This window comes from Actinoplanes missouriensis 431 (assembly GCF_000284295.1).
In the GTDB taxonomy this organism is placed as follows: domain Bacteria; phylum Actinomycetota; class Actinomycetes; order Mycobacteriales; family Micromonosporaceae; genus Actinoplanes; species Actinoplanes missouriensis.
In genome coordinates this window covers 8,416,443-8,436,185 of sequence record NC_017093.1, presented here as the reverse complement: position 1 = coordinate 8,436,185, position 19,743 = coordinate 8,416,443, and the positions used below count along the sequence as shown (strand labels likewise).

The following is a 19,743-nucleotide window of genomic DNA, read 5'->3' as shown; positions in this document are numbered from 1 at the left end:
CGGTCGTCAGCGGTATCGGCGGGAGCGTCCGGTCAGTGCTCTCCGTGCTCCTCGGCCTCGGCGGCCTCGGCGCGCTTGAAGGACGCGCGGATCTCGTTCTCGGCCTCGATGCGGCCGACCCAGGTGGCGCCCTCGACGGACTTGCCCGGCTCCAGGTCCTTGTAGACCGTGAAGAAGTGCTGGATCTCCATGCGGTCGAACTCGCCCAGGTGGTGGATGTCGCGCAGGTGCTCCTGACGCGGGTCCTCGAACGGAACGCAGAGAACCTTGTCGTCGCGGCCCTTCTCGTCGGTCATCCGGTACATGCCGATCGCGCGGGCACGAACCAGGCAGCCCGGGAAAGTCGGCTCCTGGATCAGGACCAGAGCGTCCAGCGGGTCACCGTCCTGCCCCAGGGTGCCCTCGATGTAGCCGTAGTCCGCGGGATACTGAGTCGCGGTGAAGAGGGTCCGGTCGAGCCGGATGCGGCCCGTCTTGTGGTCCACCTCGTACTTGTTGCGCTGCCCCTTGGGGATCTCAACCAAGACGTCGAAATCCATTATTTTCGCTCCCCTTTTGCTTGCCCGCGTGAATAGACCGGTCCGCCGGGCGGGAAGCGGGGCGTGGAAGCCGGGCCCGCAGGATCCGCGCGCAACGGTGTGCCGGATGTCGCTAGTCTCCCCTAAGTCTGACGCCACGGGCGAGGAGGGGCGTGTGACGAGGCAAGATTCACATGACGGCGCGGCCAATGACGGCGTGTCGAGTTCGCAATCCGGTGCCGATCAGGGTAAAAGGGCGGCCGGTCGGTCCGGCGCGCCCGGATCCGATCAGGCCGCATCGGAGCAGGCGGGCCGGGCACAGCCGGGCGCTGGGCAGGTGGCGTCTCCCGAGGCGTATCGGCAGCCCTTCCCCTGGCAGCAGGAGTCCGTGCCGGGCGCGGGGTGGCCGCCGGCCGACCAGCCGAGCGTTCCGGGCCGGGCGAGCGTACCGGGCACGGTGCCGTGGCCGGGTTCGCCGATCTCCGATCCGGCCGCGAGTTACGACTGGGCCGGCGGCACGCAGCAGATCCCGAACCGTGGGAGCGTCCCGCCCGTGGACTGGTCGCGGCCGCCGTCGGGGGGTCCCGTTCCGGGGGCGTTCCCGGGCGGTCCCGTTCCGGGTCGTGAGGCTGCCGGGCAGCCCGGTGCGCAGACGCCGAATCAGCAGGCCGGAGCGCCGGGTGCGCAGACGCCGGATCCGCAGCCTTGGATGCCGGGTGCGCAGACGCCGAATCCGCAGCCTTGGGTGCCGGGTGCGCCGGCTGCCGTGCCGCCCGCTGTCCCTGCTGCGCCGCCCGTCGCTCCGAGTGGGCAGGCCGGTGTGCCACATCCGCAGGCTGCCGCTTCGGGCGCGCCGCCTGCCGCTTCGAGCGCGGCGCCCGCTGTGCCGAGCCTGCCACCGCCCGCTGTGCCGAGCCTGCCACCGCCCGCTGTGCCGAGCCTGCCACCGCCCGCTCCGGGCGCGGTTCCTGCTGCGCCGAGCGTGCCGCCGGCCGGTGGGGAGTATCCGCCGAGTGGGCCGGGTCCGGTGGGACCGTGGAACTCCCCGCGCAATCCGTGGGCGTCCGATCCGCCTTCAACTTCCGGCAATTCCGGGCAAAGCGCCCCTTTGTCGGATCAGGGAGCACGTCCGGGTGACGCGACCGCCCAGATTCCCGGTGTGCGGGGCGGGGATCCGTGGGGGCAACCCGGGGACGCGACGGCGCAGTTCCCCGGGGTCGCCCGGCCGGGCGAGGCCACCGCTCAGCTGAACTCCAATCCGGCCGCCGCGCCGGGCGCTGCTGGATTTGCCCCGAGCGGCGCTGGCGCTGCCCCGAGCAGTGCCGGCGCCCTCCCGAGCGGCGCTGGCGTGCCCGCCGCGGGGAGCGTGCCCGAGGTCAAGCCGACCTCGGGCAGCGGTAGCTACGGGCGGGCCTCGGTGCCGCTGAACATGACGCGGCCCGCGGCGTCGGCCCCCGCCTCCGGGGCGGGTGCGGCCGGAGACGCGTCCGCCGCCCGGCCGCGAGCCGCCGGCGACGCACCCGTCGCCGGCGCCGGCGCAACGGCCGTGACCAGCGACGGCGTCGCCCCGGACGAGGCGGGAGTCCGTCGTCGATCCCGTACGAAATTGGTTTCTGTTCTTTCGGTTGTGGTGTTGCTGGCGCTGGTGGCGGCAGTGGGTCTGGTGGTGCGGCCCGGGCCTGTCGACGGATGGCTCGGCGCCGATGCGGCAAGCTCGCCCAGCGCCGCGCCGATCCCGCCGGAGCCCACGCCGACACCGGTGCTCGCCGCCGCCGAGACGGGTGGCACGACGCCGGACACCGCTGCGGTGGAGGCGGCGCTCGACCCGCTGGTGAGCGCGGGCGCGCTCGGGGACACGGTGCACGTCTCGGTGCTGGACCCGGCGTCCGGGAGCGTGCTCTACGCGAAGAACGCCGACGTGCCGACCACGCCGGCCTCGACCACCAAGCTGCTGACCGCGGCGACCGCCCTGGCCGCGCGCGGGCCGGCCTACCGGATGGTCACCCGCGTGGTGGCCGGCGAGAACCCGGGTGAGGTCGTGATCATCGGGGCCGGTGACGCGACCATGTCGGTGGACGAAAACCAGCTGTTCCCCGGCGCGGCGCGGCTGGACACGCTCGCCGAGCAGGTGAAGGAGTCGCTGGGCGGCACCCAGGCCACCCAGGTGTTCGTGGACATGTCGCTCTACGACGGTCCGGAGACGGCCACCGGATGGGGGTCCGGTGACATCGCGGAGGGCCAGGTGGCCCGGATCCAGCCGTTCATGACCAACGGCGGCCGGATCGACCCGGTGCACAACGACTTCGGCGGCGACCCGCGGTACGCGAACCCGGCGAACGCGGCCGGCAAGCTGTTCGCGAAGGCGATCGACGCGACCTCCACGTCGGTGCGGGCCACCGAGGCGCCGCAGCTCGCCGAGTCCGGCAGCAGCCCGGCGCCCGGCGCGTCGGCCGCCGCCGGGACCACCTGGACGCCCGGCAAGGAGCTCGGCCGGGTCAGCTCGGCGCCGCTCGTGCAGATCGTCGACTGGATGCTGCAGCAGAGCGACAACGTGCTGGCCGAGGCGGTGGCGCGGCAGGTGCCGCTCGCCGCCGGCAAGCCCGCGGCGAGCTTCGAGAACACCGCCGAGGCCATGATCGAGAAGCTGCGCGAGCTGGGCCTTCCGGCCGACGAGGCCAATCTGTACGACGGCAGCGGGCTCTCCCGGAACAACGGGATCAGCCCGACCATGCTGGTGCAGACCCTCGCTCTCGCGGCGAGCGGCAAGAACGCCAGCCTGAGCGCGATGTTCAACGGGCTACCGGTGGCCGGCTGGTCCGGCACGCTGCGTACCCGGTTCGTGGTGCCCAGCCCGAACCAGACCGCGCAGGGCATCGTCCGGGCCAAGACCGGGTCGCTGAGCGGCGTGAACACCCTCGCCGGGGTGCTCGTCACCAAGGACGGCCGGGTGCTCGCCTTCGCGATCATGGCGGTCGGCGGGGCGAACGCGGTGACCGCCCGCGCGGCGCTCGACAAGATCGCGGCACGGCTGGTGGCGTGCGGCTGCTGAGGACGGACCCGGGGTTTCACCGGAGGGCCGGTTGGTTCCACACGGGTACGGTGGGCTGCATGGCGCAGTTCGTTGACTGGGATCTGGCCGCCGCCACCGCGGGCGCGCTCTCCAAGACCGGCCCCGCGGTCTCCCTCGAGGAGGCCACGCAGGTGGTTGCCGAGCTGCGGGCACTCACCGAGGAAGCGGCGGGGCACGTGGCGGCGTATACCGGCTTGACCTCGCAGGTGGAGGTTCCGCCGGTGCGCGTGGTGGACCGGCGGGACTGGGCCAAGGTGAACATCGCCGGCCTCCAGCGGGTGATCGGCCCGCTGGTGAGCCGGATCGCCGGGGACAGCCCGCCCGGCCCGCTCGCCGACGCGATCGGCTCCCGGGTCACCGGGGTGCAGGCCGGGACCATCCTGGCGTACCTCTCCGGTCGTGTCCTCGGGCAATACGAGGTGTTCTCCGGCGAGCCCGGTCAGCTGCTGCTGAACGCGCCGAACATCGTCGAGGTGGAACGGAAGATCGGCGCCGACTCCCGCGACTTCCGGCTCTGGGTCTGCCTGCACGAGGTGACGCACCGCACACAGTTCACCGCGGTGCCCTGGATGCGGGGCTACTTCCTCGGCGAGGTGCAGGCGTTCGTCGACGCCTCGCAGGGCGGCGAGCACATCCTGGAGCGGCTGCGCCGTGGTGTCGCCACGCTCTCCGAGGCGGTCCGCGACCCGGAGAGCCGGGCCTCGGTGCTGGACATCGTGCAGACTCCGGCGCAGAGCGCCGTGCTGGACCGGCTGACCGCGCTGATGACCCTCCTCGAGGGCCACGCCGAGTTCGTGATGGACGGCGTCGGCCCGGAGGTCATCCCGTCGGTCGACTCGATCCGGGCGAAGTTCAACAGGCGCCGGGAGAGCGGGAACCCGCTGGAGAAGGCGATCCGCCGCCTGCTCGGCATCGAGGTCAAGATGCGGCAGTACGCGGAGGGGCGCAAGTTCGTGCACGGAGTCGTCGACCGGGTCGGCATGACCGGCTTCAACCGGGTCTTCGAGTCGCCGCTCACCCTGCCCCGGCTGGAGGAGCTGGGCGACCCGGACGCGTACGTCGCCCGGGTGCACCACTAGGCCATGGCCCGGATCCCGGCCCCGGTCGCTGCCGTCCGCACCGCGGTCCGCCGCGGCCTCGCCGACCTGCCCTCCGACGCGCTCCTGCTGGTGGCCTGCTCGGGCGGCGCCGACTCGCTCGCGCTGGCGTCGGCCGCACAGTTCTTGAACCAGCAGGGCTCGTTCTCCCGGGTCGGTCTGGTCACGGTGGACCACGGGCTGCAGGAGGGCTCGGACCGCCGGGCCCGGTCGGTGGCCGCGTGGGCCCGGGACGCGGGCTTCGACCCGGTGCGGATCGAGACCGTCTCGGTGGCCGGCCTGCCCGGCGGGCCGGAGGCAGCCGCCCGGACCGCGCGGTACGAGGCGCTCAGCGCCGCCGCCACCGAGCTGGGCGCGGCCGCGGTGCTGCTCGGGCACACCCGCGACGACCAGGCCGAGACCGTGCTGCTCGCGCTGGCCCGGGGCGCCGGTCCGCGCGGGCTCTCCGGGATGCCGGGGCGGCGCGGCGTGTTCCGGCGGCCGATGCTGGACGTGGCGCGGGCGGACACTCGCAAGGCCTGCGCGGCGCTCGGCCTGGCGCCCTGGGAGGACCCGCACAACAGCGACCCGGCGTACGCGCGGTCCCGGGTCCGCGCCTCGGTGCTGCCGGTGCTGGTGGACGCGCTCGGCCCGGCCGTGGTGAGCAACCTCGCACGGACCGCGTCACTCGTCGCCGCGGACAGCGAGGCGCTCGACGAACTGGCCGCCGCCGCGATGGTGTCGGCGAGCGTCCCCGAGGGGCTCTCGGTGCCCGTCCTGGCCGGGCTGGCGGCCGCGATCCGCAGCCGGGTGCTGCACCGATGGGCCCGTGAGCTGGGCGCTCCGGGTGGCGCGCTGGCGTACCGGCACGTGGTGGCGATGGACGCGTTGATCACCCAGTGGCACGGTCAGGGACCGGTGTTCCTGCCGGACGGGATAGTCGTGGGCCGCCGGGCGGATCGCCTCGTTCGGGTGGTTCCGGCCCATATCAAGTGAGGCCACTTCGTCGGAATCCGGCCCCGTTCGACAATCGGTAACCTCCATGGGGCAGGCTTAGCCCATGGCTGATGGTTCTTGGTACGACGCCGACATCGACCACGTGATCATCTCGGAGGAGCAGATCCGGGAGAAGATCGATGAGCTGGCCAAGCAGGTCTCCGCGGACCACGCGGACGCGAAAGACGGAATCCTGCTGGTCTGCGTGCTGAAGGGCGCGGTCATGTTCATGGCTGATTTCGCCCGGGCACTCGGCCGGCACGGCCCGTCGACCGAGATGGAGTTCATGGCCGTCTCGTCGTACGGGCAGGGCACCACCTCCTCCGGTGTGGTGCGCATCCTCAAGGACCTGGACCGGGACATCACCGATCGCCACGTGCTGGTGGTCGAGGACATCGTGGACTCCGGGCTGACCCTCTCCTGGCTGATGAAGTACCTGGAGTCGCGCTCGCCGGCGAGCGTCGAGGTGGTGGCCCTGTTCCGCAAGCCGGACGCGGTCAAGGTGCAGGTCCCGGTCAAGTACGTGGGCTTCGACATCCCCAGCGAGTTCGTGGTGGGTTACGGGCTGGACTTCGCGGAGCGTTACCGCGAGATGCCGTACGTCGGGGTGCTGAAGCCGGAGGTGTACGCCCGTAGCTGAACACGCTTTCCCAGCGTGTTCACAGTAAGAGTCGTTATGGGCGGTTTTGCACCGAGACCGCCCGTACTAACCGCCGGGTACAGGGGGTTCGCCCTCCGGGCTCACGGGTTCGTAATCGGTACCTACGGTGTACGGTCGAGTGACCGATGGCGTGGTGTCACATACGCCGGAGGGGCCGGTCCCGGTTCACCGTCACAAGACAGGGGTATCGGATGCCGGCGGCCGCCGGTGGGCGGCGACGTTGAGGTGACCAGGACGCCGATCAGGAGGGTCCGGGCGCTTGGCGCCCGACAACAGTATGGAACGTACGCGTTTCTTCCGCCGCCCGGTGGTCTGGATCATTCTGGTGATCATCGGCGTAGTCGCGCTGAGCTCTTTCTTCACCAGTGGTCCCAGTTACCAGCGGGTCGATACTTCCATCGCTCTCGAGCGACTCAATCAGGGCGGCATCAAAAACGTCGTCCAGAAGGACAAGGAGCAGACGCTCCAGATCGAGCTGGACTCCTCGGAGCGGTTCGACGGCAAGACCACTGACAAGATCGAGACTCAGTACCCGTACGAGGCCACCGAGCAGATCTGGGACGACGTCCTCCAGGCCAAGGCCACCGGGCGTGTGTCCGGGACGGTCGACGCCACGGTCTCCGGCGACAACATTCTGCTGAGCCTGCTGATCAACCTGCTCCCGATCGCGATCCTCGTGATCCTGCTGCTGCTGTTCATGTCGCAGATGCAGGGCGGCGGCTCACGCGTGCTCAACTTCGGCAAGTCCAAGGCGAAGATGATCACGAAGGACACGCCGAAGACGACGTTCGCCGACGTGGCGGGCGCCGACGAGGCGGTCCAGGAGCTGCACGAGATCAAGGACTTCCTGCAGAACCCGGCGAAGTACCAGGCGCTCGGCGCGAAGATCCCGAAGGGCGTTCTGCTCTTCGGCTCGCCCGGTACCGGTAAGACGCTGCTGGCCCGCGCCGTCGCCGGCGAGGCCGGGGTGCCGTTCTACTCGATCTCCGGTTCGGACTTCGTCGAGATGTTCGTCGGTGTCGGCGCGAGCCGGGTCCGCGACCTCTTCGAGCAGGCCAAGTCGAACGCTCCGGCGATCGTCTTCGTCGACGAGATCGACGCGGTCGGCCGGCACCGTGGCACCGGCATGGGCGGCGGCCACGACGAGCGCGAGCAGACGCTCAACCAGCTGCTCGTCGAGATGGACGGCTTCGACACCAAGGGTGGCGTGATCCTGATCGCGGCCACCAACCGTCCCGACATCCTCGACCCGGCGCTGCTGCGCCCGGGCCGGTTCGACAGGCAGATCCCGGTCGACAACCCGGACATGGAGGGCCGCAAGGCGATCCTGCGGGTGCACGCCAAGGGCAAGCCGTTCACGCCCGACGTCGACCTCGACTCGGTGGCCCGCCGCACGCCCGGTTTCTCCGGCGCCGACCTGGCCAACGTGATCAACGAGGCCGCGCTGCTGACCGCCCGTAACGAAAAGCGGGCGATCTCCAACGAGTTCCTCGAGGAGGCGATCGACCGGGTCATCGCCGGCCCCGAGCGCCGGACCCGGGCGATGAGCGACAAGGAAAAGAAGATCACCGCCTACCACGAGGGCGGACACGCCCTGGTGGCCTACGCGCTGCCGCACTCCGCGCCGGTGCACAAGGTGACGATCCTTCCGCGTGGCCGCTCGCTCGGGCACACCCTGGTCCTGCCGACCGAGGACAAGTACACGCAGACGCGTGCCGAGATGATCGACACCCTGGCGTACGCGCTGGGTGGCCGGGCCGCCGAGGAGCTCGTCTTCCACGAGCCCACCACCGGCGCCGGCAACGACATCGAGAAAGCGTCCGGCCTGGCCCGCGCCATGGTCACGCAGTACGGCATGAGCTCGAAGCTGGGCGCCGTGAAGTACGGCACGAGCGGTGACGAGCCCTTCATGGGTCGCAACATGGGACACGAGAAGGACTACTCCGACGCGGTCGCCGCCGACATCGACGCCGAGGTGCGCGCGCTCATCGAGCTCGCTCACGACGAGGCCTGGGAGATCCTGGTCGAGTATCGCGACGTTCTCGACAACATGGTCCTGGAGCTGATGGAGAAGGAGACCATCACCCAGGAGGACATGAACCGGATCTGTGCCCGGGTCGTGAAGCGGCCGCCGATGTCGCCGTTCAACGGCTTCGGCAAGCGGCTGCCGTCCGAGGCGCCGCCCGTGCTCACCCCCGCCGAGCGGGACAAGCTGAAGGCCCAGGCCGAGGCGGACGGTCAGATCGCGGTCGGACCCAACCCGAACGCGAACGGCTCGGAAAGCAGCAACTGATCAACTTGTCCGACGAAATGGACTATCTCGCCGCCCGTCTGGTCGACGGCAAGGTCACCGGTACGCCGGTGGAGGACGCCGTCGACCTCGGGCGGATCGAGAAAGCGATCCGGGAGATCCTCATCGCGATCGGTGAGGACCCGGATCGTGACGGTCTCGAGCGCACTCCCGCCCGGGTCGCCCGCGCCTACGCGGAACTCTTCGCCGGCCTCCGGGTCGACCCGGCGACCGTGCTCACCACCACCTTCGAGGCGGACCACGAGGAGCTCGTGCTGGTCCGTGACATCGAGGTGCAGAGCATGTGCGAGCACCACCTGCTCCCGTTCAAGGGCGTGGCGCACATCGGGTACATCCCGGGCGCCGACGGGCGGATCACCGGCCTGTCGAAACTGGCCCGGCTCGTCGAGGTCTACGCCCGCCGCCCGCAGGTCCAGGAGCGGCTCACCTCGCAGATCGCCGACCTGCTGATGGAGAAACTCGCCGCCCGCGGCGCGATCGTGGTCCTCGAGTGCGAGCACCTCTGCATGGAGATGCGCGGCATCCGCAAGGTCGGCGCCCGCACGGTCACCTCAGCGGTGCGGGGCGCCTTCCAGAGCGACGGCAAGGTCCGCGCCGAGGCGATGGCCTTGATAAACGCTCGCTGAGCCGAGATCCGGCCGGCCTCAGATGAGGCTGCGGAACGTGTTCGCCGAGTCCATCGCGGACACCGTCAGCGCGGTCGCCTCGTCCAGGCGGGTGCGGGCCTGCTCCAGATTCGCGATGGCGGTGGCCGCGGCCGGATGGAACGAGCCCACCGCTGTCATCCGCAGCAGCAGCAGCGCCTGATCGAGCTGGTCCGCCACCTGCTGGATGCCGGCGACGGCACGCTGGGCGCCGTCCACCGACGCGGCGACGCTGACCTTGACCTCTTCGACGTTCGCCATGGTTCCTCCCCTGTCTGGTCCGCTCTCAGCCGAACAGCGCCTGCAGGCCCCGCCCGGCGCAGGTGAGAAGCACCGGAACCAGGCAGACGATCACGCCGAGCACCGTGGTCCGGTCCGCTTTCACACCCTCGTCGTCATAGACGAAACCGATCGTCGCCCAGCCCAGCCCGAACGCCAGCAGCGGCATGCTCAGCGCGCACGCCAGCGCGTAGTCCGGCGGCGAGCCGACCAGCAGGAACAGGATCACCTGCACCAGCAGCACCACGAACGCGAACGGCCCGTAGATCAGCAGGTTGCGGCCGTAGGGCCGGTGCGGCCCGAGCGGCGCCGGCCCGATGAAGGAGTGGTCCGCGGCGTCCGCGGTGGCGCGCGCTTCCTGCAGCGCGGCGAGCACGGCCGCCGGCCCGCCGGCCACCTTCGCCATCGCCGCGGCCTGATCCTCCGGCTGCGGCGTCAATTCCCATTCCGGTACGGCGAAGTCGCGCGCCAGCCGGGCACGCTGCGGGACGAGCCGTGCCCGTACCGAAGAAAGCTCCTGACGTGCGGTCGCGATCGTCTCGGCGTGCTCGCCCGCCATCGAGCTCGCGGCCCGGCGCACCGCGTCGAGTTCCCGGGCGGCGGCCAGGTAGTCGGCCCACGGGTCAGGCGGCGCTGCCTGCGACGGCACGGCCTGCGGCGACGCGGCCTGCGGTGGAACCGTCCCGCGCTGTTCGGCCTGCTCGGTCACGGCTCCTCCGCTTCCGGGGCGACGAACGGGACCACTGTCACGGTGCGATCGGTGTGCCGGTCGTGCAGCAGCACCCGGTTCGGGCGGGGGTGCCAGTCCACGGCGCGGCCCAGCATCAGCGTCACGTCGGTCTGCGGCACGTTCAGGAAGAGCAGGCCGGCGACGTCCTCCCGGCCCATGCTGCCACCGGTCTCCTCGCCGAACCGGCGCACACCGCGCCACCAGGAGAGCAGGTGCGCCCCCCGGCTCGGGCCCTCGCGCAGCAGTTGCCGGAGCCCGGCCAGGCTGCCGGGCGGCGCCGCGTCCATCCCGAACACCACGCGGTAGCCGGGACGCCCGGCGTCCATCTCGGCGGCGAGACCTGTCGCGTCGACCACCGACACGTCCTGCCGCTGCGCGATCTCGGCGGCCAGCGCCGAGGCCATGGCGTCGCCCTCGGCCACCAGCGAGGCGATCACGAACCGGGTGGTGCGGGGCGCGTGGCAGGCCGCGACACTGCGCGCCGCCGCGTCAAGCACCTCGGCGCCGACGGTGTTCGAGCCGAGGATCGCCAGGTGCCGGCCGGGCGAGGAGTCCAGCGGGAACGTGGCGGTGGACAGGCCCACGTCGATCACCCGGCCGAGCAGCGCGGCCGGCCGGGACGACCGCCCGGCGAGCGCCGCGCGGTACGTCGGGTCGTCGGCGAGGTGCTGGTGCGCGTAGCCGGCGAAGACCAGCGGCTGCGGCGAATCCGGGTCGCGGGAGCCCCACAACCGGTGCCGCAGGTCGCTCAGGAGTTGCTGATCGGCGTGCGGATCAGGGAACCGGACCACCCGTTCGTGTCCCCGGGTGGCGCCGCGCGGACCGCCCAGACCGCCGGCCGTGTTCACCACCGCGCTGCCCAGCGGCAGCCCCGCGGCCGAGTCGTTCGTCGGCTCCAGCACGTCGCCGCCGCCCGGCAACGCGATCCGCACCGGGAACTGGCCGAAGATCGAGTCCCGTTTCGCGTAGAGCGCCTCGACGCCGAGGACGGTCTGACTCGCCAGGACCAGGTGAATACCGTACGACCTGCCCTTGCGGGCCAGCGACTCCAGCAGGGCCACCGCCTCGGCGGCGGTCGGGTCGTTGCCGGCGAGCAGCACCTGGAACTCGTCGATCACGCACAGGATCCGGGGCAGCGGGTGACTCCGCCCCTCCTCGGCCGCGACCGCGCGCAGGTCCGCGAAGCGCGACACCCCGGCCCGCTTGTACGCCAGTGAGCGGCGGCCCATCTCGGCGTCCAGCTCGCGGAGCACGGCCAGGCCGTACTCCCGGTCGGACTCGACACCGACGGCCCGCGCGTGCGGCAGCCAGGTGCGGTCCCGCCGGGTCGGCACGAACTCGGAGAACGAGACGCCCTCCTTGAAGTCGAGCAGGTAGAACGCCAGCTCGTCGGGGCGGTAGCGGGCGCCCAGCCCGTACAGCACGTTGATCAGGAAGGCGGTCTTGCCGGCGCCGGAGCGGCCACCCACCATCCAGTGCGGAGTGAGGTCGTTGAAGCGCAGCACCAGCGGCACGTCGCCGTGATGGCCCACCACGGTCTCCACCCCGGTCGCCGCGTCACCGCTCCACAGCTCGTCGGCCGAGTCCGGCAGCAGGTCGGAGAGCGTCACCCGGGACGCCGCCGCGGAATCCGCCGCGAGCTCCTGGCAGACCGCGTCGATCAGGCGGGGAGGCGGGTCCTCGTCCAGGAAGACCGGCGCGTTCAGCCAGAGCGCCTCGGGCACCGACCCGAACGTGCCGCCCGGCGGGTCACCGATGATCGCGAACGGGTTGCGCACCGAGATGGCCGTGGTCCGTGGCAGCGGCGCCTGCGTGGTCTCGGTGGTGACCGGCGCCGGCGGCCAGCCGGCCACGATCAGGTGAAGCCCGGAATCCGGGCCCTGCTGGGCCAGCGCGGCGATCCGCCGCAGCTCCTCGCCCTCGGTCAGCTCCGGGAGGCCGGCGATCACCACGAGCAGGGTCCGGTCGCGCCGGGACCGGCGGGTGTTGCCGCCCCGGGCCGGGCGCAGCCATTTCTCCGCCTCCGACAGCACGTCGCGCAGCCCTTGGCGGTCCGTCGCCGGTGGTGACATCAGCCCGGCGTCGGCGAGCTCCTCGAAGGGGGCGAAGACCGAGCCGCCGCCCACCCCGTCGACGGCGCGCACCAGCAGCGAACCGGCCGGCGCCGCCGCGAACAGCCGAACCAGCAGCGCGCGCAGCAGGCCGAACACCCGCGGATCCGTCGCGGTGGCGTCAATCGTCAGGTGACCCGCGCCGAGCAGCGGCACCACGGCCGGGAACCGGACGTCGTCCAGCGGCTGTGCGACACCCACCCGGACGAACTGCGGCTGCGCCGGCTCGCCGCTCCGGTCGCCGCCCAGCGGGCCGAGCGGAGTCATCGGGTCCAGGGTGACACCCAGCCAGCCGGGTGCCAGGTGCGCCGCTGCGGCCCGCAGGCGCTCGGCTATCCCGTACTGCTCGCGGGGGTCTGCCGCGGCCGGAGCGTATGCCTCCAGCGCCGCGGCGGCCGCGTCCACTGTCGCCACCGCCTGCCGGTGCAAGGCGGCGGCCTGCCGGACCCGCAGAGTCGAATCAGCCACTGCCACCACCTCCTGTCCGCGGATAAAACCTATCCCAGAGGCGGTCGGCTGCCGCGTTGCGTCCCCGATCGGCGATTTCGTGCCTCGCCGCAGGTGCGTTCCGTGCCGGGTTGAACTCGAAGCGTGTTCCGGTGGTATTCGCCTGCACAGGATCAGCTGGTTTGTGGAGGCCGCAGTGGACACCAACTACATCGTTTCGGGCGAGGCAGCCGGTGGCTGGATCCGGGTCGAGCTCGCCAGCGACGGACGGCTCTGGGACCTGATCCTCGACCCGCGGGTGACCGCCATGACCGCCCAGGACCTGCGATCCGGGCTGGTGGAGGCGTTTCTCGACGCGCAGGAGTGCCTGGCGCCGGCCACCGGTGAAGCGTTCGCCCAGCAGGTGGCGGACGCCTCCGAAGCGGCCGAACGGCGGTTCGCCGAGATCTCCACGGCGCTGTACGACATCTCGCGGAGGGCGGTGCGGTGACATGAACGTACAAATGCGGATGGATCCGGACGCGGTGGCCGCGACCGGCAGCACTCTGGCCGGAATCGCCCAGCGGATGGCTTCCGATGTGGCGGAGCTTGACGCGACCGTGGCAGGGCCTGCCAACCCGTGGGGCGAGGACGAGAGCGGTAGTGCCTTCGCGCTGGCCTACCAGGCGATTCTCGGGCATGCGCTGGGGGCGCTCGGCTCCTACGTCCAGCAGATGGGTGACGCGGCGGTCAGCCTGACCATGCAGGCACGGGCGGTGGCGACCGCCGATCTCACCGCCGCGTCTGAATTTTCACCCGGGGGCCTTCCGTGACCATCGAGCTGCCCGCCGAACTGACCGAGCCCCTCGGCTGGGTCGGGCTCAGCTGGCCGCAGGTCGACGAGGACCGGCTCCACGCCGACGGCCTCGCCTGGATCGAACACGGCACCCGGCTGCGGCGGCACCTCGCCGAAGCCGACACCGCGGCCCGCCGGGTCTGGCTGGAGAACGAGGGCGCCTCCGTCGAAGCCTTCGAGCAGTGGTGGAACGGTCCCGAAGGGCCCGGACGGAGGCTCACCGACGCGGCCACCGCCGTCGAACTGATCGGTGCCGGGCTGATCGCCATGGCCGGTGTCACGGTCGCGCTGAAGACCGCGTACATCGCCCAGCTCACGCTGCTGGCGTTCCAGGTCGGGCAGGCCGTGGCGACGTCGTTCGTGACCGCCGGGGCCACCCTCGCCGAGGTGCCGGTCTTCGTCGCCGCCACCCGGCTCGCCTGCCGTCAGCTCATCCACCGGTCGCTGCAGGTCGTCGAAGGCGAAATCGCGCAGATGTTCACCCGAGCGGCGGACCTGCTGCCGGTCTCCTCCGGGACCCTCGTCCGCCAGGCCGGTCTCCTCGGCCGTCACTTCGGGCAGAACTCGGAGTTCCACCGGCTCATGCGCGAGGTCGAACGGGTCGACGTACGCAGCCCCGTCAACGGCGCGACGTTCTACTCCGGACGCGCCGGTGACGGCACGCCTATGCGGGTGTTCGCCGAGAAGTACACGGACGGGGTGACGTCGGTGACACTGGAGAAGACGCCGGGCGGTGCGGCCTTCGACGATCTGCGGCTCTTCGAAGACGGATCACCCGTACGGCAGACGCAGGCCCGGGACATCTGGAGCCGGCTCTCCGAACGGTACGCGTCCACCGCGGTCGGCGAGGTGACCGCCTGGACACACAACCCGCGCGCCGACGGCATCTGGAACGCGGTCGAACGGCGGGCCCTGTTCGAGAACCCGGCGACGACGCGGCTCACCACCATCGACCCTGCGGGGGTGTGACGAATTGGCAGTCCACGAGATCCGCAGCCAGGCCGCGCGGACGGACAGCGGGGTGCTGCTGAGGACCGTCGACCGGGAGACGATGCGGGTCGAGTTCCGGGGGCGGGTCATGCACGTACCCGTTGACCGGGGGTTGGGCAGTTATGGGTTCTACCTGCCGGTGGCGCCGACGTGGGACGACGAATCGGTGGTGTCCTCCGAGGACCTTGAGCTGGTGAAGGCGGCGATCGTGGAGATCCAGCGGCATTGGGGGTTCGGTGTGGACTTCCATGTTCTTGAGGTGGATTAGGGTTCGTGGTGTGGGGGCGGGTTGGAGCGGGTCGGAGCCCTTGGAGGTCGGAGCCGTGGTGACGTCGGACGGAAATCAGCCTGCTGGTGGCGGAGGTGGCGCGAGGGGTGGCGCCGTTGGCGGGCTGAAGAGGGGGCGTTTGCGGAGCCGTCGCGCGCGGCTGGTCCTGGCGTTGACTGCTGGTGTTGTGGGGTTGTTGTGCTTAGGCGGAGCCGGCATCTTCTTCGTCTTGTATGACGACGCCACAAAGATCGAAAGGACCTCTCCAGAGAGCGCCGTGAACGACTTCCTAGGCGCCTTCGCGGCGAGCCGAAACGATAGCGATGCCGCGCTCTATCAATGTAAATCCGGCGGAGATTTTGCATCACTTACAGACTTTCGCAGTGACACCGAGCAGCGGGAAAAGGAATTTGCCGTAGGTATTTCTATCACCTGGTCTATCACTAAAGTCGCGACCGTAGAGAAAAATAGCGTTGTGACAGCCGACTTAACCCGAACCATCAAGACTCAGGGTGGGCGGGATGGCAGTACGTGGCAATTCGCGGTGGTGGACGAAGACGGGTGGCGTGTTTGCGGCGCCACGAAGATCACGTAGTTATTCAATCCAGAGGAGGTGCGCGGGCACTTCCAAGGTTTTCGGTGTGCGGCCGTCCCAGCCCCAGCGGTACCAGTCGAGTTCTTGCGTTATTCGTGCGCAGATCTCGCCGTCCTCGCTCGTGTAGAGCTCGGTGACCGCGCGAAGGTCACGCTGTTCGCCACCGTCCTCCAGTAGGCGCGCGACACGACGCCCCGCCAGAAAATCGGCCTCGGTGGCTACGACCGGTGGCCGGCGCGGTGGCTCGTCGAGTGAGACCAGTTGTGCCTCAGCCGGTCTGGTGGATGAGGTAGTTCCAGCCACGCCCAGCTCCTCGACCCACACCCGATCAACCGGCACCAGCGCGGCGAACACCTCGGTCTGCTCCGCTTCGGCGCGGTACCACTCGGATTCGGCCATGACCGGAACGTAGGTCCGACTGCCCTGAACGACCTTCTCGTCAGCACGCAGGTCACTCCGCCAGCCGAGACCGGGTGATCCGATCACCACACGCCGTCCACGGAGTTGTCCACCCATTGTTGCGGGAGTCGGGATCACCGGACGAGGCGCGTCCAAGGCCCATCCTGAGTTCGCAGCGAAAGGATCCGGGAATCCGTCGTTCATCCCTCACCGCCAAGCGCCGCGCCCTGCTGCCGCATGAACCGGACCGGGTCGATCGCGCCGGCGCTCGACCGGTCGTAGTTCAGATGCACCTCGAAGTGCAGGTGCGGCCCTGACGAGTTGCCGCTGGAGCCGACTCGTCCGATGACGTCACCGGCCGCGACCTGCTGATTTTCTTTGACGAACGGCCGTTGCACCATGTGACAGTAACGTGTCATGACGTTCCCCGCATGGATGATCTCGACCATCCACCCGCAGCCGCCCTTGCCCGGATAGCCGTCCACATTGCAGGTCTTACGACCCCGGAAATCCTCGTCGCATTTGACGAGCGAAACGACGCCGCTCGCCACTGCAGCGATCGGCGTGTACTTGTCGACGCTGAGGTCGACGCCCTGGTGATTGGGGCGCTCCGGACTACGGAAACCCGAGCCGACGCCGGCCCGCAGCGGAATGGTCCAGCCGGATGCCGCGATCTGACCGGAGGCGGCGCAGACCATCGTCAGCGAACTTCCGGCTGCGCTGGCCGCGCCGTCGGCGAGCATGTTGACGATCTGCGTGGCGATCGGCTCATGCTTGGCGTACGCATCCGGGTAAGCGCTGATCTGGACGGCCTGCGCGGCCCGGGTGAGCGGCATGGTCTCCCAGCCGTCGACCGTCTTCAGCTTGTTGTAGAACTTGGTGCTCGCGTAGACCGGGTCCCGTACCTGCGCCGGTGTTCCCCACCCCGAACTCGGCCGCTGCTGGAACAGACCCTGCGAGTCGTGGTCGTTCCGGGCGCCCAGGTGTCCGAGGTTGACCAGCCGGGATTCCTGCATCGCGGTTGCCACGGCGATAACCCACGCACGCGGGGGCATCTGCAGTTGCTCACCGACATTGATGATGACGGCCGCGTTGCGGATCTGAGTTGCGCCGTAGGGCCTGACCTTGGGCAACTTCGAGTCCGGGTCGATCGCGCCACCCTTGCCGCAGCCCATCGCCGCGTTCAGGCTGCTCTGTTCGTCGTTGCTGAGATTCCCGAGCAGCAGGGCCGTCACGCTGCCACCGCAACAGAGCAGTACGAGCGTCACGACCAGGGAGACGAGCACGACTATCTTGCGCGGCCGCGGAACTCTCACGCCGACTCCCAGTCGATGCCGTCGACCAGCCAGAGCCCTTCTGGAGCGATGAGCCGCAGGCTCAGCTTTCCGGAGTCCATCGTGACGATCGCATTCACCATCGTGTCGTTGACGGCTACGAGTTCCGGCCGGCCGATCACTCGCTCGGCCGGAACCCCGGCCGGATCCACCCCGCGGAGTTGATCAGAGAGGGTGGATGTGGAGTTGGGCAGGAGACGATCCCGCCATTTCTCCGCGCTCACCGACTCGTGGTCAACCCATGCGGATGCGAACGCATAGGCAACCGCCTCCGGCTTGGCCTGTCCGGGACTGGTCTTCGGCGTCGGCGGAGGCTCGGTCGATACGACACTGTCATCCTCGGACGGGTCGATGCTGATCGCCGGTGCGGGACTTCCGCCGCCGAGCTGCGGCGAGGCATCATCCCCGTCCGAAAAGAGGCGGCCGATGCCCACCACCGCGAACACGATCGTGACCAGCACGATCGCCACACCCCACCGCGACCGGAAGATCCCGGTGAGCGTGCGTTCGATCAGTCCTGCCACACCACTCACCTAGCCTCGGAACGAATCCGTGGGCTGGCCGGCTCCTGACTCGTTGCTCCGGTCTCCGGTCGGTAGATGGCGTAGGACGCGGGCTTCTCCGCAACCTCAGGCTCGGCCCACTCCGCGCCCCCGCGCGAGCGTGCCCGAGTGGCTTGCCTCCGCTTGGACGCGGGGACGGGCGCTCCGTCGTCGTGGACGGTCTCCTTGCCGTCCGGGCGAGTGACGACCTCCGTGGAAGTTCCGCTACCCGCGATCTCGGAGCGGGTGGCGCTCGAATGCGCCGGGTCTTCCAACCGAGCTTCGGGGCGTAGGTTCCGCTGCTCCACGTAAATCGGCCGACCGTCCTTGCCGAATGTCGGCTCGCGCGTCCCGCCACCCTCAGCAACTTCGAGTTTGGCCGCCTCACGCATGTCGCGGAAGAACCGGCGGTGCCACGACCCGGCAGACGCAATCGCCGCGGCGCTGTCCTTACCGCCAAGCTGAGTTATGCGTCGGTATGGCCTGAGGAGGAGCCATCCAACGACGCCGGTAAGCCAGACCAAGACCACTTGGAGCCACCCAGCGAGGCTCGACGTATTCATGATCAGGTCGACCGCGAAGAGATAGATTGCAGCGCCCGTACCGAAAATAGCGATGTTGAAGACCGCTGCTACGACGGCATTTCCGAGCCGTCGGATTCCCGAACTGGCTGGCCGAAGTAGTCCGATGGTTCCTAGGATTGGAGCTGCAATAACCGCCCAGCGGAACACTAGGAAGCCTAAGAGAACCAAAATCGACGCCGTGATGTCGAACATCGCGAAAAGGAAAGCCGCCAGCAGGGCGATGAATCCGGCGCCGATCCGTTCCATTCCCTTTTGTCCTTGCAGATACTCGTAGGCCTCTGGATCCTCTACGCGAATCTGCTCGGCGACCTTCATCCACTGGGTCTTTTTCCGTTCGAGCGTACCGTCGCGAGTATCTGGGAAGGCGCGAACCTGCTTAACTTCTTCCCACTTGAGGGCCCGAGCGTCGTATAGCGCAAGCCCATACTTTTTAGCGGTTTCGCTATCGGCTGATCCGAGTACGCCTCGTAGCCAATTCCGGTAAAGCATAGTTTCTGTTGCAGTGTCGCTGGCGCGCACGGCTGGCGGCCGCTTGTCAGTGCATGCTTCCGGTCCGAGGGCGCAATTCTCTAGAGGTTTAGCCGGTTGTGGTCCGACGGCGTCGTGTACCACTTCGAGGCTGCCAATTAAAGTTTGGTCGGCAATACTAGCTGACCGGACGGGCCAAGCTGCGATAGCAGTGACGACAACCATAATAAAGATGGCCCAGCCGGCGGTCGTGGTTGCTGCACCCATGTCGGCTTGGCGGGAACGCCACAGTAGGTAAACACCGATAACGGCCAGCGTTACAACGCCGAAAACACTGAACACCTTCTGGTACACGGCCTTGGTTGCTTGGTCAACCAAGGGATTCGCCCACCCCCACAGCGTTTCAGGATTCCATGCACGTTCTCGTAAAGCATTCGACGCGCCCATGATCGCCGTCGCAATCATGAACTCACCGTTGGCGATCGTAGTCTCGACTTTCTGATCTGCCTCAGTAATCGAAGAGGCGCAACCGCCTTGCAGGTCGTAAGTGGTATAGCTGTATCCGGCATATCCGTAGTCGCTGTATAGGCCGGGGAAGCTACTGCTTGTCGACGATGTAGGGCGTTCGGCGAACCAGCCCGCAAGCCCAGAGTCAGGTGTGCTGGGAGTGGGTGGATCCAAACACTGCAGACGTGTCGCGCCTACGTCCCCGAGCCGCTCGACACATCCGGCTAGATCCTGCCCCCATTCCTCTGTACTGCAGAGCCCTCCAGGCGCCCTAGCCGGCGCTGCGAATGCGCCCTCCGGCGCGGCCACCGCCCAAGCTATCGAAGCCACCGCGACGACAATCATCGCCGTTACCAGCGCCAACCCCCGCCGCACCAT

General features: G+C 69.4%; 19 protein-coding genes. 11 read left to right on the top strand and 8 right to left on the bottom strand.

What is annotated here, in order from left to right; all coding sequences use genetic code 11:
• Nucleotides 1-32 precede the first annotated feature (32 nt).
• A complete protein-coding gene (locus tag AMIS_RS38545) occupies nt 33-539 on the bottom strand; it encodes an inorganic diphosphatase (protein WP_014447912.1) in 507 nt (168 codons plus the stop codon).
• A 1,408-nt stretch (nt 540-1,947) separates the two neighbouring features.
• Here AMIS_RS38545 and dacB point away from each other — a divergent pair.
• The 6 genes from dacB (at nt 1,948) to folE (ending at nt 9,258) form a co-directional block, all read left to right on the top strand.
• Entirely contained in the window at nt 1,948-3,567 is a 1,620-nt protein-coding gene (dacB, locus tag AMIS_RS38540) for a D-alanyl-D-alanine carboxypeptidase/D-alanyl-D-alanine endopeptidase (protein WP_157435552.1), read from the top strand.
• A gap of 59 nt (nt 3,568-3,626) precedes the next feature.
• Nucleotides 3,627-4,667 (top strand): zinc-dependent metalloprotease, encoded by a 1,041-nt coding sequence (locus AMIS_RS38535; RefSeq protein WP_014447910.1) that lies wholly within the window; start codon nt 3,627-3,629, stop codon nt 4,665-4,667.
• A 3-nt stretch (nt 4,668-4,670) separates the two neighbouring features.
• Complete coding sequence (gene tilS, locus AMIS_RS38530; protein WP_014447909.1) at nt 4,671-5,660, top strand: tRNA lysidine(34) synthetase TilS; 990 nt, start codon at nt 4,671-4,673, stop codon at nt 5,658-5,660.
• A 64-nt stretch (nt 5,661-5,724) separates the two neighbouring features.
• Nucleotides 5,725-6,300 carry a hypoxanthine phosphoribosyltransferase gene (hpt, locus tag AMIS_RS38525; RefSeq protein ID WP_014447908.1) on the top strand — a complete coding sequence of 192 codons (576 nt, stop codon included), beginning with the start codon at nt 5,725-5,727 and terminating at the stop codon, nt 6,298-6,300.
• A 298-nt stretch (nt 6,301-6,598) separates the two neighbouring features.
• The gene (ftsH, locus tag AMIS_RS38520) at nt 6,599-8,614 is read left to right on the top strand and encodes an ATP-dependent zinc metalloprotease FtsH (protein ID WP_014447907.1); all 2,016 of its coding nucleotides are present in this window, start codon (nt 6,599-6,601) and stop codon (nt 8,612-8,614) included.
• A 17-nt stretch (nt 8,615-8,631) separates the two neighbouring features.
• Nucleotides 8,632-9,258, top strand: a complete 627-nt coding sequence (gene folE / locus AMIS_RS38515; RefSeq protein ID WP_014447906.1) for a GTP cyclohydrolase I FolE — start codon at nt 8,632-8,634, stop codon at nt 9,256-9,258.
• Between the two features lie 18 nt (nt 9,259-9,276).
• Here folE and AMIS_RS38510 read toward each other — a convergent pair whose 3' ends face one another.
• Genes AMIS_RS38510 through AMIS_RS38500 form a run of 3 tightly spaced genes read right to left on the bottom strand, consistent with a single transcriptional unit; the run spans nt 9,277 to nt 12,873 of the window.
• Nucleotides 9,277-9,537: a hypothetical protein gene (locus AMIS_RS38510; RefSeq protein ID WP_014447905.1), complete on the bottom strand. Its 261-nt coding sequence runs from the start codon at nt 9,535-9,537 to the stop codon at nt 9,277-9,279.
• A gap of 25 nt (nt 9,538-9,562) precedes the next feature.
• Nucleotides 9,563-10,264 (bottom strand): hypothetical protein, encoded by a 702-nt coding sequence (locus tag AMIS_RS38505; RefSeq protein WP_014447904.1) that lies wholly within the window; start codon nt 10,262-10,264, stop codon nt 9,563-9,565.
• Entirely contained in the window at nt 10,261-12,873 is a 2,613-nt protein-coding gene (locus AMIS_RS38500; protein ID WP_014447903.1) for an FtsK/SpoIIIE domain-containing protein, read from the bottom strand. The genes AMIS_RS38505 and AMIS_RS38500 overlap by 4 nt, the downstream gene beginning before the upstream one ends.
• Nucleotides 12,874-13,039: 166 nt before the next feature.
• On the opposite strand from AMIS_RS38500, the gene AMIS_RS38495 reads away from it, so the two are divergent.
• From AMIS_RS38495 to AMIS_RS45110, 5 genes are read left to right on the top strand one after another with little or no spacing between them, the layout of a single operon-like run.
• Nucleotides 13,040-13,333: a hypothetical protein gene (locus tag AMIS_RS38495; RefSeq protein WP_157435208.1), complete on the top strand. Its 294-nt coding sequence runs from the start codon at nt 13,040-13,042 to the stop codon at nt 13,331-13,333.
• Between the two features lies 1 nt (nt 13,334).
• Nucleotides 13,335-13,655, top strand: a complete 321-nt coding sequence (locus AMIS_RS38490) for a hypothetical protein (RefSeq protein ID WP_014447901.1) — start codon at nt 13,335-13,337, stop codon at nt 13,653-13,655.
• Nucleotides 13,652-14,647 carry a WXG100-like domain-containing protein gene (locus AMIS_RS38485; protein WP_014447900.1) on the top strand — a complete coding sequence of 332 codons (996 nt, stop codon included), beginning with the start codon at nt 13,652-13,654 and terminating at the stop codon, nt 14,645-14,647. Before AMIS_RS38490 ends, AMIS_RS38485 begins: the two co-directional genes overlap by 4 nt.
• Nucleotides 14,648-14,651: 4 nt before the next feature.
• Nucleotides 14,652-14,936, top strand: a complete 285-nt coding sequence (locus tag AMIS_RS38480) for a hypothetical protein (RefSeq protein ID WP_014447899.1) — start codon at nt 14,652-14,654, stop codon at nt 14,934-14,936.
• Nucleotides 14,917-15,531, top strand: a complete 615-nt coding sequence (locus AMIS_RS45110; protein WP_451916769.1) for an Rv0361 family membrane protein — start codon at nt 14,917-14,919, stop codon at nt 15,529-15,531. The genes AMIS_RS38480 and AMIS_RS45110 overlap by 20 nt, the downstream gene beginning before the upstream one ends.
• Here AMIS_RS45110 and AMIS_RS38475 read toward each other — a convergent pair whose 3' ends face one another.
• Genes AMIS_RS38475 through AMIS_RS38460 form a run of 4 tightly spaced genes read right to left on the bottom strand, consistent with a single transcriptional unit; the run spans nt 15,532 to nt 19,743 of the window.
• Nucleotides 15,532-16,134: a hypothetical protein gene (locus AMIS_RS38475; RefSeq protein ID WP_014447898.1), complete on the bottom strand. Its 603-nt coding sequence runs from the start codon at nt 16,132-16,134 to the stop codon at nt 15,532-15,534.
• On the bottom strand, nt 16,131-17,246 hold the full coding sequence (locus AMIS_RS38470; RefSeq protein ID WP_014447897.1) for a M23 family metallopeptidase: 1,116 nt from the start codon (nt 17,244-17,246) through the stop codon (nt 16,131-16,133). The genes AMIS_RS38475 and AMIS_RS38470 overlap by 4 nt, the downstream gene beginning before the upstream one ends.
• Nucleotides 17,243-17,734, bottom strand: a complete 492-nt coding sequence (locus AMIS_RS38465; protein ID WP_231859175.1) for a hypothetical protein — start codon at nt 17,732-17,734, stop codon at nt 17,243-17,245. Before AMIS_RS38465 ends, AMIS_RS38470 begins: the two co-directional genes overlap by 4 nt.
• Nucleotides 17,735-17,793: 59 nt before the next feature.
• The gene (locus AMIS_RS38460) at nt 17,794-19,743 is read right to left on the bottom strand and encodes an FUSC family protein (RefSeq protein WP_014447895.1); all 1,950 of its coding nucleotides are present in this window, start codon (nt 19,741-19,743) and stop codon (nt 17,794-17,796) included.